General features: G+C 71.5%; 13 protein-coding genes, 1 tRNA gene and 1 riboswitch. Of the genes, 11 read left to right on the forward strand and 3 right to left on the reverse strand.

Annotated features, from left to right (window positions below):
* The first annotated feature begins 7 nt into the window (after nucleotides 1–7).
* Both ACFVYX_RS04730 and ACFVYX_RS04735 read left to right on the forward strand, forming a co-directional pair.
* Nucleotides 8–637 (forward strand): helix-turn-helix domain-containing protein, encoded by a 630-nt coding sequence (locus tag ACFVYX_RS04730; protein ID WP_389679845.1) that lies wholly within the window; start codon nucleotides 8–10, stop codon nucleotides 635–637.
* Between the two features lie 56 nt (nucleotides 638–693).
* Entirely contained in the window at nucleotides 694–849 is a 156-nt protein-coding gene (locus ACFVYX_RS04735; protein WP_389679846.1) for a DUF6126 family protein, read from the forward strand.
* Nucleotides 850–858: 9 nt separating this feature from the next.
* Here the strand turns inward: ACFVYX_RS04735 and ACFVYX_RS04740 are convergent, their stop codons facing one another.
* Nucleotides 859–1,680 carry a tyrosine-protein phosphatase gene (locus ACFVYX_RS04740; protein ID WP_389679847.1) on the reverse strand — a complete coding sequence of 274 codons (822 nt, stop codon included), beginning with the start codon at nucleotides 1,678–1,680 and terminating at the stop codon, nucleotides 859–861.
* Nucleotides 1,681–2,040: 360 nt separating this feature from the next.
* Nucleotides 2,041–2,228: riboswitch (cyclic di-AMP (ydaO/yuaA leader) on the forward strand.
* Between the two features lie 4 nt (nucleotides 2,229–2,232).
* Here ACFVYX_RS04740 and ACFVYX_RS04745 point away from each other — a divergent pair.
* Together ACFVYX_RS04745 and ACFVYX_RS04750 are read left to right on the forward strand one after the other, a co-directional pair.
* Nucleotides 2,233–3,243 (forward strand): peptidoglycan DD-metalloendopeptidase family protein, encoded by a 1,011-nt coding sequence (locus tag ACFVYX_RS04745; protein ID WP_389679848.1) that lies wholly within the window; start codon nucleotides 2,233–2,235, stop codon nucleotides 3,241–3,243.
* 171 nt (nucleotides 3,244–3,414) lie between these two features.
* Nucleotides 3,415–4,209, forward strand: a complete 795-nt coding sequence (locus tag ACFVYX_RS04750) for an SGNH/GDSL hydrolase family protein (RefSeq protein WP_389679849.1) — start codon at nucleotides 3,415–3,417, stop codon at nucleotides 4,207–4,209.
* 38 nt (nucleotides 4,210–4,247) lie between these two features.
* Here the strand turns inward: ACFVYX_RS04750 and ACFVYX_RS04755 are convergent, their stop codons facing one another.
* Nucleotides 4,248–4,886: a TetR/AcrR family transcriptional regulator gene (locus tag ACFVYX_RS04755; protein WP_389679850.1), complete on the reverse strand. Its 639-nt coding sequence runs from the start codon at nucleotides 4,884–4,886 to the stop codon at nucleotides 4,248–4,250.
* A gap of 199 nt (nucleotides 4,887–5,085) precedes the next feature.
* Between ACFVYX_RS04755 and ACFVYX_RS04760 the strand changes: the two genes are divergently transcribed.
* The 6 genes from ACFVYX_RS04760 to ACFVYX_RS04785 all read left to right on the forward strand — a co-directional run bounded on the left by ACFVYX_RS04760 (nucleotide 5,086) and on the right by ACFVYX_RS04785 (nucleotide 10,694).
* The gene (locus tag ACFVYX_RS04760) at nucleotides 5,086–6,369 is read left to right on the forward strand and encodes an MBL fold metallo-hydrolase (RefSeq protein ID WP_389679851.1); all 1,284 of its coding nucleotides are present in this window, start codon (nucleotides 5,086–5,088) and stop codon (nucleotides 6,367–6,369) included.
* Between the two features lie 589 nt (nucleotides 6,370–6,958).
* A complete protein-coding gene (locus ACFVYX_RS04765) occupies nucleotides 6,959–8,710 on the forward strand; it encodes an ATP-binding protein (RefSeq protein ID WP_389679852.1) in 1,752 nt (583 codons plus the stop codon).
* A gap of 5 nt (nucleotides 8,711–8,715) precedes the next feature.
* Nucleotides 8,716–9,150: a roadblock/LC7 domain-containing protein gene (locus ACFVYX_RS04770; RefSeq protein ID WP_351906169.1), complete on the forward strand. Its 435-nt coding sequence runs from the start codon at nucleotides 8,716–8,718 to the stop codon at nucleotides 9,148–9,150.
* Nucleotides 9,147–9,524, forward strand: coding sequence for a DUF742 domain-containing protein (locus tag ACFVYX_RS04775; protein WP_389679853.1), 378 nt, complete (start codon nucleotides 9,147–9,149; stop codon nucleotides 9,522–9,524). Before ACFVYX_RS04770 ends, ACFVYX_RS04775 begins: the two co-directional genes overlap by 4 nt.
* Complete coding sequence (locus tag ACFVYX_RS04780) at nucleotides 9,502–10,125, forward strand: ATP/GTP-binding protein (protein WP_389679854.1); 624 nt, start codon at nucleotides 9,502–9,504, stop codon at nucleotides 10,123–10,125. The genes ACFVYX_RS04775 and ACFVYX_RS04780 overlap by 23 nt, the downstream gene beginning before the upstream one ends.
* Nucleotides 10,122–10,694: a GAF domain-containing protein gene (locus ACFVYX_RS04785; RefSeq protein WP_389679855.1), complete on the forward strand. Its 573-nt coding sequence runs from the start codon at nucleotides 10,122–10,124 to the stop codon at nucleotides 10,692–10,694. Before ACFVYX_RS04780 ends, ACFVYX_RS04785 begins: the two co-directional genes overlap by 4 nt.
* An 86-nt stretch (nucleotides 10,695–10,780) precedes the next feature.
* On the opposite strand, the gene ACFVYX_RS04790 is transcribed toward ACFVYX_RS04785, so the two are convergent.
* Nucleotides 10,781–11,989, reverse strand: coding sequence for an acyl-CoA dehydrogenase family protein (locus ACFVYX_RS04790; RefSeq protein ID WP_389679856.1), 1,209 nt, complete (start codon nucleotides 11,987–11,989; stop codon nucleotides 10,781–10,783).
* A 465-nt stretch (nucleotides 11,990–12,454) separates the two neighbouring features.
* On the opposite strand from ACFVYX_RS04790, the gene ACFVYX_RS04795 reads away from it, so the two are divergent.
* A tRNA-Pro gene (locus ACFVYX_RS04795) sits at nucleotides 12,455–12,528 on the forward strand.
* The last annotated feature ends 63 nt before the right edge of the window (nucleotides 12,529–12,591 follow it).

The raw sequence follows: 12,591 nt of genomic DNA on the forward strand, positions 1-12,591 counted from the left end.
TGGACCCATGGACCACGTCCCCGGGGAGACCTCCCCGGACCCCGCCGCCCCGGGCGCCCTGCCGGGCGTCGCCCCGCAGCTGCGGGCCCTGCGCCGCCGCCGGGGGCTCACCCTGGAGGCCGCCGCCCAGCGGGCCGGCCTCTCGCCGGCCCACCTCTCACGCCTGGAGACCGGAAACCGGCAGCCCTCGCTGCCGATGCTGCTCGCCCTCGCCCGCATCTACGGTACGACGGTCTCCGAGCTCCTCGGCGAGGCGCCGCCCGAGCGTGACCCCGTCGTCCGGGCCGGCCGCTCCGAACCCGTCGAGGCCGACGGCTGGATCTACCGCCAGGCGGGCGGCGCCGGGCGGGCCCTGCAGTGCCTGCGGGTCCATGTGCCGTACGCGACGCGGGCCGACATCGTGCGTGTCCACCCGGGCGAGGAGTGGATCCACGTCCTGGAGGGGCGGGTGCGGCTGGCGCTCGGCGAGGCCGTCCACGTCCTCGACCCCGGGGACAGCGCGCATTTCGACTCGCTCACCCCGCACCGGATCGGCGCCGCCACCGCCGGCGGGGCGGAGGTGCTGTTCGTCCACACCCTGATGCAGAGTCCCGCGGCCGAACTGTGCCTCGGCGACGGGACCGCCCACCGGCGGTGATCTCCGCGACGCTCCGTTCCTCCGTACTCCCTCCGATTCCTTCCGAAAGGGCAGACATGTCCGACAAGTCGCGACCGGTCACTGGTGAAGAGCGCGGAGAGGGCAAGTTCCCCAAGGGGCTGGTCCTCCGTCTGTTCGCCTATCTGATCGCAGGCCACCTCTTCGCCGGCTTCCTCTATCTGCTCTTCATGCTCGGCGGGCAGAACCAGTAGCCGACGGGTCTACGCCTCCGTGAGCAGGCGTTCCTTCAGCCGCTCACGGGTCTCCGGGGCCAGCTTCAGGCCCTCCGCGAGGTAGCCGTCCACCGAGCCCCAGGTCGCCTCGATCGTCTCGAAGGCGCCTCGCAGATACTCCACCCGCGCGTCGAAGAGGGGGCTCAGCAGTTCCATCACCTCGGGCGACATGGCGTCCGGAGCGGTGGAGCCGCGGCGCACCTTGTAGCGGCGGTGCGGCTCGTTCGACTTCACGTAGTCGTCCTCGATCGCCGCCCGCTCGACTCCGACGGCGAGCAGGGTGATCGCGATGGAGAGCCCCGCGCGGTCCTTGCCGGCCGCGCAGTGCATCAGGGCGGGGAGGCTGTCCTCCGCCATGGAGTGCAGGATCCGGCTGTGCTCGGCGGTCCGCTCGATCACCATCTTCCGGTACGACTCGGACATACGGGCGGCGGCCTTGCCGTCACCGAGGATCTCCCGCAGCTGCTCGATGCCGCCGTCGCGGACCAGCTTCCAGAACTCCTTGCCGTCCGCCGGATCGTTGAGGGGTATGTTCACGTTCCGTACGCCGGGCAGCTCGACGTCCGGGCCCTCGACCTTCCGGTCGGCCAGGTTCCGGAAGTCGAAGACGGTGTGCAGTCCCAGCGAGTCGAGGAAGACGACGTCCGTCCCGGTCGCGTGGGCGAGGTGGCCGCTGCGGAAGAGGCGGCCGGGGCGCACGGCGCGCCCGTCCGTCGTCGGCAGGCCGCCCACGTCCCGGAAGTTGCGTACCTCGGCCAGCTCGGGTTCGTTCAGCTCGATGGGCGGGACCTGCGGCAGCTGCTGCGTCACGGATGCTCCTGGTGGTCGACGTTCGGGTGCCCGACGCGGAATGGGTTCCAGGGGCAATCATCCAGGCGGGACGGTGGCAGCGCAGCCCCCTGGACTGGAATGGGTGATCTGTCCGTATTGAGGCCTTACGTATAACGCGCCCTGTTTACAGGTGAGATGAGCTCCCGTGCGTGAGCAGGGTCATAGAAGTGACGGATCGTGGCCGACAGTCGGAAGCAATTCCCCTGCGTAAAACGGGAATCGAAGGGCCGTCATCCACGGAGGGTGACCGGAATTCCGGGTGAAAGAGGCGGCGGAGAAAGCCGGTGGAAAACGGTGGCTTGTTCGTGCCGACCCCGCTCGTCTAGCGTCACCGTCAATCCGGTCGGACCGCCGAATCCTGCCACCGTCCGGAATTCCACTCATCCCATGCGTGGCAGGAGCGGGGGACCCAGGAAGTACGCCGGTCCCGCGACGCAGGACGGCTTGGGGTGAAGCCGCGTGAGAACGCGGCCGGGCATCTCCAGTCCGAACCCGACAGCTCACCTCGCAGGCGCCGGAGAGGAATTCGCCATGCCCGCGACGGGTAAGCACCGCCGTACGAAGTCCAGCCGCCTCACCCGCGGCATCGCCGCCGCCGGTACCGGAGGCGCCGTCGTCGCCCTCCCGTTCCTCGGAGCCACCGGGGCCCACGCCGCCGAGCAGGCGGCCCCGGCCGCCGCCCCCGCCCAGGCCGTCACCGCCGCCGCCCACGTGAAGGCCGCCGCCGTCCAGGCCGCGCCGACCGCCACGAAGGCCGCACCGAAGACGTACTCCGTCGTCCGGGGCGACTACCTGTCGAAGATCGCCTCCGAGCACCACCTCGCGGGCGGCTGGCAGAAGCTCTACGCCGACAACCGCCAGGTCGTCGGCGAGGACCCCTCGCTCATCCTGCCCGGCATGAAGCTCACGCTCGGCGCCAAGAACACCGCCAGGCCCGCCGCCCCGAAGAGCGCCGCGCCCAAGGCCGCCGCCCCCAGGAGCAGCCAGAAGACCTCCGCCGCGCCCTCCTCGAAGAACGGCGACACCCCGCGCGCCTCCCGTGGCGCCGAGCGCTCCTCCGCCCCGGCCGCGCAGACCCCGGACGCCGCCCCCGCGCGGTCCACGGGCTCCTCCGCCTCCGGCGCCTCGACCTCCGCGTCCGGCTGGGTCGCCCCGGTCGGTGGCGGCGTCTCCACCCCGTACCGCGCCTCCGGCTCCATGTGGTCCTCCGGCTACCACACCGGTGCCGACTTCATCGCCTCCTCCGGCACCACCGTCCGCGCCGTCGGCGCCGGCACGGTCGTCTCGGCCGGCTGGAGCGGTGCGTACGGCAACGAGGTCGTCATCCAGCACGCCGACGGCAACTACTCGCAGTACGCCCACCTCTCCTCCCTCTCCGTCTCGTCCGGCCAGACGGTCACCGGCGGCCAGCAGATCGGTCTCTCCGGTTCCACCGGCAACTCCACCGGCCCGCACCTGCACTTCGAGATCCGCACCTCGCCGAGCTACGGCTCCGACATCGACCCGCTGGGCTACCTGCGCCAGCACGGCGTCTCCATCTGAGCCCGACGCCCGTCAACTCCCGTGTGGCCCGGCACTCCTGTGCCGGGCCACCGGCATGTCCCCCCGCTCTATTCCGGCTTGGCACATTCTTTATCGGTGGCATATGTCACGCACCGTCAACCCCTCCTTACGGTCGCGTAGGTCACACCCGAAAGGGAAGGATGTGCTCCCGTGGCAGACGATTCGAGATCAAGAGACAAGAACGCATTCGGGTCGTACGCGGCGATCGGTGACAGCTTCACCGAGGGCGTCGGAGACCCCGGGCCCGACGGGACGTACGTCGGCTGGGCGGACCGCTTCGCGGTGCTGCTCGCCGACCAGCTGCCGGAGCACGACGCCTTCCGCTACGCCAACCTGGCCGTACGCGGGCGCCTCCTCGACCAGATCGTGGCGGAACAGGTCCCCCGGGCGAAGGAACTCGCCCCCGACCTGGTGACCTTCTGCGCCGGCGGCAACGACATCATCCGCCCCGGCACGGACCCCGACGACGTGGCCGAGCGCTTCGAGCGCGCCGTCGCCGAACTGACCTCCGCCGTCGGCACGGTCATGGTGACCACCGGCTTCGACACCCGTGACGTGCCCGTCCTCCGGCACCTGCGCGGCAAGATCGCCACCTACACCGCCCACGTCCGGGCCATCGCGGACCGATACGACTGCCCGGTCCTCGACCTGTGGTCCCTGAAGTCCGTCCAGGACCGGCGGGCCTGGGACGACGACCGGCTGCACCTCTCGCCCGAGGGGCACACCCGGGTCGCCCTGCGCGCCGCCCAGGTCCTCGGCCTGCCGGTGCCGGCCGACCCCGACCAGGCGTGGCCGCCGGTCCCGCCGCGCGGCACGCTCGAAGTGCGCCGTGACAACATCCAGTGGGCGAGGGAGTACCTCGTGCCCTGGATCGGGCGCCGGCTGCGCGGCGAGAGCTCAGGGGACCACGTGGAGGCCAAGCGCCCCGACCTCATGCCCCTCTGAGCCCGCCTCTGAGCCCGTCGGTGACGGCCGGACCGTGGTCAGGCCTCGCCCGGTTCCTCGTCCGCGCGCGGTCCTCCGGCCTCGTCCGGCAGGTTCAGTTCCCGGACGAGCGCGGTGTCCGCCCAGCGCAGCATCGCGGTGCGGGAGAGAGAGCCGTGGTACGCCGTCGTCTGGACGGCGAGGCCGTCGAGGAAGGCGGTGAGCCGCCAGGCCGCCCCGTCCGGGTCCGCGCAGGCGAACTCCCCGGCGGCGCTCCCCTCCGCGATCACCCGGGCCAGCGCCGCCTTCCACTCCTGGTCGAGGGAGGCGGCGACCCGGCGCAGCTCGGGGTCGCGCAGCGAGGCCGCCCAGCCCTCGATCCACAGGCGCCACCCCTTGGCCTGACCGGTCGGCGCGTACCAGCGCACCGCGGCCCGCAGTCGTCGCACCGCCGTGGAGCGGCGCCCGAGGATCCGGCGCAACCGGGTGAGATCGGCCTCGGCGGCGTGTGCGAAGGCGGCGGCGACCAGCTGTTCCTTGGACGAGAAGTGGTAGAGCACCAGGGCATTGCTCACCCCGAGCGCGGAGGCCACGTCGGAGATCCGGACAGCCGCGACACCGCGCGCCTCGATCTGCTCGACGGTGGCCCGCAGCAGCTCCTCCCGCCGCTCGGCCACGCTCAACCGCACTCTCGCCACGCGGCGCAGCCTACACAGCACATGACGCGGGCATGATCGTCATGGGCAGCGGTGTGTGAGGGGACCGGTACCGGCCGTGGCGTTCGGCGAAGGGCCGGCCGGAGGCCGTACCGAACCGCTGCCCGGTACGGCCGGCCGCCCCGGACGTTCGCGGCGCGGGCCGCCCATAATGGAACGACCCCAGAGATCAGGAGGTCCTGTGACCGGTACCGGCTCCGACCGTTCGCCACGGGCCCGGCTGCGCGCACTGCGCCCCGAGTCCTTCGGCGCGGACCCCACGGGTGAGCGCCTCGCCCGCATCCGCCGCTCGCCGAACTTCGCGGACGGGATCTTCCAGAACCCCGAACCCGCCCGACGCGGCCCCTCCGGCTCCGGCGTCGAATTCGCCAAGATCTACTTCGACAAGGAAGGACGGTCGCGCCGGATCCCCACCGGCACGATCCCCGTCCACCCCACCACCGTCGCCGACCTGGCCAGGCCCCCCGTCACCGGTCTCCGGCTGACCTGGATGGGTCACTCCGGCGTCCTGGCGGAGATCGACGGCCACCGGGTCCTCTTCGACCCCGTCTGGGGCGAGCGCTGCTCCCCCTTCGCCTTCGCCGGGCCCAAGCGGCTCCACCCGGTGCCCGCGCCGCTCGCCGCGCTCGGTCCTGTCGATGTCGTCGTGATCTCGCACGACCACTACGACCACCTCGACCTGCCGACGATCAAGGCGCTCGCCACCACCGACACGGTCTTCGCCGTCCCGCTCGGTGTCGGCGCGCACCTGGAGCGCTGGGGAGTGCCCGCCTCCCGCCTGCGGGAACTGGACTGGAACGAGTCCACCGAGATCGGCGAGCTGCGGCTCACGGCCACCCCGGCCCGGCACTTCTGCGGCCGCGGCCTGCGCAACCGCCAGATGACGCTCTGGGCCTCCTGGGTGGTGACGGGACCCGGCCACCGGATCTTCCACAGCGGGGACACCGGCTACTTCTCCGGCTTCAAGGAGATCGGGGCGGCCCACGGCCCCTTCGACGCGACGATGATCCAGATCGGTGCCTACTCGGAGTTCTGGTCCGACATCCACATGACCCCGGCGGAGGGCATGAAGGCGCATCTGGACCTCCAGGGCGGCGGGCCGGCCGGGGTGATGCTGCCGATCCACTGGGGCACCTTCAACCTCGCCCCGCATCCGTGGGCCGAGCCGGGGGAGGGCACCGTCGAGGCCGCCGCCGGGGTCTCCCAGCGGGTCGCCCTGCCGATCCCCGGCGAGCCCTTCGAGCCGGGTGCGGAGCGGCTGCCCGAGACCCCCTGGTGGCGGACGGTCGCCCGGGTCCCCGCCGAGGGCTGGGGAGGGCGGCCTCTCACCGACGGTCACATGCCGCTCACCGGCGCGCCCGGCGTGTCCGCGGACCTGAAGGCCGGTGCGGACGCCGGACGGGCGCCTGGCGAGACGGGCACGGACGGCGGCCTGGGCGCGCCGGAGGCGGCCCGGACCCCCTGAGGGCGCGTGCGGGCCGTGCGGTCCGCGCGGCCCCGGGAGATTCCGGTCGAGGGCGATTTCCGCAGAGGGCGGAGGCGTGTGAACGCCTCCGCCCTCTTCCGTTCCCGGTCCACGGCAGCCCTTCCGCGCCACGGCGTCGACTTTAGGCCGATGCTTCTCGGCCTGTCGTGCGAGAGGCGATACCAGACCGGGCCGCTCTACGGGTAAGTTTGCCAACTGCGCGCCGCACATGAACGGTTGACGACTACAGTGTGTGGTTGGTGATCATCGGTAGGCTCGTCGCACCCTTGTCGGCCACCGCCAGAACAGCCCCTGAGCAGGACCCCGAGCAAGCCCCCGTACAACCCCCGTGAAGCCCTCCCCGTAACCCCTGAACAGCCCCCGCAGTACGCCGATTCCTGGGCACGTACCAAGGACACTCATGTCTCAACTTCGCGCACCCGCCTCGCGGTCAGATCGACGCGAGGGTGGGCGGCACGGCCGGTCAGGCGCCCGCTCCGCCCCCGGTACCACCAGCAACCCCCCGGCACACTCCTCCCCGCAGCACACGACGGAAGCCCGCATACGCTCCCAACTCCTGCGCACCTCCGTGCTCCCCGCCGTCGCGGTGGCACTCGGCGGGGCCGCGGCCGTCCTCTTCACCATCCGCTCCACCGGCGCCGGTCCCACCCCCGGCCTCTGGGCCGCGCTCACCGGCGCCGCCGCCCTCACCGTTGCCTCCGTGACGGCCGCCGCGCTCGGCGCGGACCGGGCGGCCAGGGCGGTGCTCGACCGCTGCAACGCCCTGCGCCGCACCAGCGCCCGAGGGCAGAGCGAACTGCACGCCATTCTCGAACAGTTGCGCAGGGGTGAGGCGCTGCCGCCCCGCCCCGCGCTGCCCACCGGCACCGCGTCCGGCGACGAGTTCGACCTGCTCTCCCAGGAGCTGACGCGCTCCCACGAGGCCGCCGTCGCAGCCGTCGTGCAGGCGTCCCGGCTCTCCAGCAGCGTCGGAAACGAACAGAAGGTCGAGGTCTTCGTCAACCTCGCCCGACGCCTGCAGTCCCTGGTCCACCGCGAGATCCAGCTCCTCGACGAGCTGGAGAACGAGGTCGAGGACCCGGAGCTGCTCAAGGGCCTGTTCCACGTCGACCACCTGGCCACCCGCATCCGCCGGCACGCCGAGAACCTCGCCGTGCTCGGCGGGGCCATCTCCCGCCGCCAGTGGTCCAACCCGGTCACCATGACGGAGGTGCTGCGCTCCTCCATCGCCGAGGTCGAGCAGTACCCGCGCGTGAAGCTCGTACCGCCGATCGACGGTACGCTCCGGGGCCATGCCGTGGCCGACGTCATCCACCTCCTCGCCGAGCTCGTCGAGAACGCGACGCTGTTCTCCGCGCCGCACACCACGGTGCTGCTCCGCGCGCAGTACGTCACGGCCGGCCTCGCGATCGAGGTCGAGGACCGCGGCCTCGGCATGCCCGTCACCGAGCAGAACAAGATGAACGCCCTGCTCGCCGACCCCGACCAGGTCAACGTCGCCCATCTGCTCCAGGACGGCCGGATCGGACTCTTCGTCGTCTCGGCGCTCGCCCGCCGGCACGGCATCGCCGTACGCCTCCAGTCCAACATCTACGGCGGGGTCCAGGCGGTCCTCGTGCTGCCGCAGGGCCTTCTCGGCGCCGACCCCGAGGGGCTCGCCCAGCACGAGCGCCAGGCCGCCGCGACCGCGGGTTCCGCCGCGGTCCCGCCGAACCAGGTGCAGATGCAGCCGCAGCCCCAGCCGACGGCGTCACAGGATCCGTCGCACCCGCAGTCCCGGCCGGAGACCCCCGCCGCCGCCCCGGCGGCGGCCCCGGCCCACACCCCTCCGACGGCCCCGACGGCGGCACCGGCCCACCCCCAGGCGCCCGTGCCCGCGGCCATGAACGCGGCCGCCCCCGTACCGCCGCGGTCCGCACCTTCCCCGGAGCGGGCCCCCGCCCGCCACGAGGAGCCCCGCACCGCCGACCCGCTCACGTACCCCCGTACGAGCGAGCGGCCGGACGGGTACGCGGACTCCGGCCGCACCACCCAGGTACCGGCCCAGTCGGCCGGCGCGGCACCCACGGGACCGCCGGCCTCCCTCCTGTCGCCGCTCCCCCCGGCGCCCGAGGCTCCCGGCCGGCCCGTGCTCCCCAAGCGGCGCGCCCAGGAACACCTCGTCCCGCAGCTGCGCGACGAGCCGGCGGCCCGCAAGCCCGAGGAGCACACCCTGCACGACCCCGGCCTGATGGCCGCGTTCCAGCGCGGCATCGGACTCGCCGAATCCCAGCCCGCCCCCCATGAATCGCTGCGTCCCGGCGACGCGCACAAGGAGTAGACACCATGGCGAGCAATGTGCCGACCGGCCATTCCTCGGACCTCGACTGGCTGCTGAGCGGACTGGTCCAGCGGGTCCCGTACACCCGCAACGCGGTTCTGCTCTCCTCCGACGGCCTCGTGAAATCCGTCCACGGCCTCGACCCCGACGCGGCCGACCACATGGCGGCCCTGGCCTCCGGGCTCTACTCGCTGGGCCGCAGCGCGGGCGCCCGCTTCGGTGACGGCGGTGAGGTCCGGCAGGTGGTCGTGGAGCTCGACTCCACCCTCCTGTTCGTCTCCACCGCGGGCTCCGGCACCTGCCTGGCGGTCCTCGCCGGCCGGGAGGCGGACGCCGCGGTCCTCGGGTACGAGATGGCGATGCTCGTCAAGAGCGTCCGGCCGTACCTGGTCACCCCCGCCCGGCAGGCCGCCGGCGTGGTGGGTGGCATCGGCCAGTGAACGTCACGTCCCCTCAGGAGGGGCCCTGGCTCGACGACGCGGCCGGCCGGCTGATCCGCCCGTACACCGTCAGCGGTGGACGGACCAAGCCGACCACCGCCCTTGACCTGCTGTCCATGGTGATGGCGACCGGATCGTCACCCCAGGCCCACATGGGCCCCGAGCACAGCCTGGCCCTCGGGCTGTGCGACGGGCCCACCTCGGTGGCCGAGATCGCGGCGCACTTACGGCTCCCCGCCGTGGTCACCAAGGTCCTGCTCTCCGACCTCGTGGACTGCGGGGCGCTCACCGCGCGCGCCCCCCGGTTCCACGCCAACCCAACCGACCGTTCCTTGCTGGAGGCAGTGCTCGATGGCCTACGACAACGGCTCTGAGCGCCACGACGGCTTCGCCGCCGACCCCTTCCCCACCGCGCTGAAGATCCTGGTGGCGGGCGGGTTCGGCGTCGGCAAGACGACCCTCGTGGGCGCGGTCAGCGAGATCGAACCACTGAGCACCGAAGAGCTCCTGACCTCGGTCAGCGCGGCCACCGACAGCCTGGAGGGCGTGGAGTCCAAGACCACGACCACCGTCGCCATGGACTTCGGCCGCATCACGCTCGACGACCGCCATGTGCTCTACCTCTTCGGCACCCCGGGCCAGGAACGCTTCTGGTTCATGTGGGACGAACTCTCCGAGGGGGCGCTCGGGGCGGTCGTCCTCGCCGACACCCGCAGGCTCCAGGAGTGCTTCTCCGCCGTGGACTTCTTCGAGCGGCGGGGCATCAAGTTCGTCGTGGCGGTCAACGAGTTCGACGGCTCCTTCCGTTACGAACCGGACGAGGTACGGGCCGCGCTCGACCTCAAGCCGGAGGTGCCGGTCGTCCTCTGCGACGCCCGGATCTCAAGCTCCGGCATCCGCACCCTGCTGACCCTCGTCCAGCATCTGCTCACCACCATCCCGGCCACCGTGCCGAGCTACGGAGCCACGCCATGACGTACGACCCCACCGGTCACCTCCTGCTGACCCCCATCGACAAGGACGCGCCCGCCCGCGTGCAGCGGCTGCGCGAACTCGGTCTCGGGGAGCGGCCGGAGCCGGCGTTCGACGAGTTCGCCCACCGTCTCGCGGACGTGACCGGCGCTCCGTTCTCGATGGTCAACTTCATCGACGAGAACCGGCAGTTCTTCGCCGGCCTGCACACCCCCGAGGGCACCCACTCGGGCAGCGACCTGGGCGCGGCCGCGGCGGGAGCGGGCGGTGTCGGCCGCTTCATGGCCCGCGACCACGGCTACTGCCCGCACGTCGTGGTGCGGCGCAAGGCGCTCGTCCTCGAAGACGTCTGCGACTACCCGCGCTTCGCGGGGAACCCGGTCGTGGACGAGATCGGCATCCGCTCCTACATGGGGGCGCCGCTGATCGACCGCACCGGGGTCGCCCTGGGCACCATCTGCGTCGTCGACACCGACGTCCGGCCGTGGGGGCGCGCCGGTCTCGAGACGATCAAGACGATGGCCGCCGAGCTGATGCAGCAGATCCACCGGCGTGAGGACGGCATGTTCTGACCGCCGCCCCCCACATCCCGGGAGCCCCGGTACGGCCGACGGCCGTACCGGGGCTCCCGGCACGTGGGGGCGGGCATGTCGGGGCGTCAGGCGTGCACCGGCTCCGGTTCCGGTGTGCGGACCAGCTCGGACAGACGCTCCGACCAGCTGCCCTTGTCCTGGCCGAGGGCGACCTCGGCGAGCCGCAGGAGCTGGATGTCGGAGGTCCCGGCCGGGGCGAAGATGTGGTGCGCGTCGCGGAGGTAGCGCTCGATGGCCCGGTCGGTGAAGAGTCCGGCGGCGGCGTGGATCTCCATGGCGTTACGGCCGGAGTCGATGGCCGACTCGACATTGACGAGCTTGGCGTTCATCAACTCGGTGTCGCAGGAGAGACCCTGGTCGAGCAGGTGCACGGCGTGGTACGCGGCCAGCCGGGCGGTCATCAGCCGGGACTGCATCTGGCCCAGCTTCAGCTTGACCGTCGGCAGGTCGTGGAGCGGCTTGCCGTACCGGATGCGCTCGGAGGCGAAGCGGGTGGTCTCCTCCAGGATCGCCTGGTGGATGCCGAGTGAGACGGCGGTGAGATTGGCCCGGCCGTAGAGCACGCTGGAGGAGTACGCGACGGCGAGGCCGTCGCCCTCGTCGCCGAGTCGATTCGAGGCCGGAACCCGGCAGTTCTCGAAGATGAGCTCACCGAAGCTGAAGCCGTGGAGTCCCATGGCGGGCTGCTGGGGACCGGTCCTGAACCCGGGGCGATCGGATTCGACGAGGAACGCGGTGAGGCCCTTCGAACCGGGACCGGTCCTGACCACGACGCCGTGCAGGTCACCGACGTGGCTGTTGCCGACGTAGACCTTGCTGCCGTTGAGGATGTAGTCGTCGCCGTCACGCACCGCGGTGGCGCTCATGCCGAGGACATGACCGCCCGACTCGGGCTCGGTGACGGCGATGGTGGGCAGGCACTCGCCGGCGGCGACGGCCGGAAGCCAGGTCTTGCGCTGCTCGTCGCTGCCGAAGTGCACGATCTTGGCCGTGCCCAGCTGTGAGGCCTGGACCATGGCGCCCATGGCACCGCTGACCCGGGACAGTTCCTCGATGATGATGGTCTTGGCCAGATGGCCGGCGCCCATGCCGCCGTACTCCTGGCTGATTGTCGCGCCCAGCCAGCCCTGCTCGGCGATGAGCCGGGACAGTTCGTGGTGGACCGTGCGGGACTCCTCCATCTCGGCTATGCGTGGCCGGACCTCACGCTCAGCGAACGCGCGCACCGTCTCCCTGAGCTGATGATGCAGTCGACTGCTGAAGTAGCTGTCCATACGAGTCCCTCCCTGCGAAACGCCTGATCGGTTCTCCGAACAGGTGGTGCATCGGCAGTGGTCCCGTCCCGAACAGGCCGACCACTTCATGGTGTTGATCTTTCCGGGACGGATCAATATCGCCACCAGATTTGTCCGAAACCCGAGCGGTTGACGATTGGATCCGGCTGTGTTTCGTGTGGACTTGGCCTGCTCGGCCCGCTCCGAGGGGCGTTCCGCGTGGGCATCTTTCTGCCACATGTCACCGGCAATCCACGTATGGGCATATGTCCATGAGGGCGATCGGTTCGCCACATGGGCACCTTCGACCCACAAAGCATGAGATTCCGGGCGTCACGGAGGGTGAGCGGTTCGCCGTGCGCGCCCGCACGCCGGACGCCGGGAAAGGGTTCGTGACCACCAGCGAAAGTGCGGTATTGTTCTCATGCGCGTCCAGCCAGGGGAAACCCCAGGTCAGACGGGCACCGGGACGTGGCGCAGCTTGGTAGCGCACTTGACTGGGGGTCAAGGGGTCGCAGGTTCAAATCCTGTCGTCCCGACTCGAAAGAGTCGTCGTCAAGGGGCCGTTTCAGAGCAGTCTGAAACGGCCCCTTGGTCGTGCC

This window comes from Streptomyces sp. NPDC058326 (assembly GCF_042879855.1).
In the GTDB taxonomy this organism is placed as follows: Bacteria; Actinomycetota; Actinomycetes; order Streptomycetales; family Streptomycetaceae; genus Streptomyces.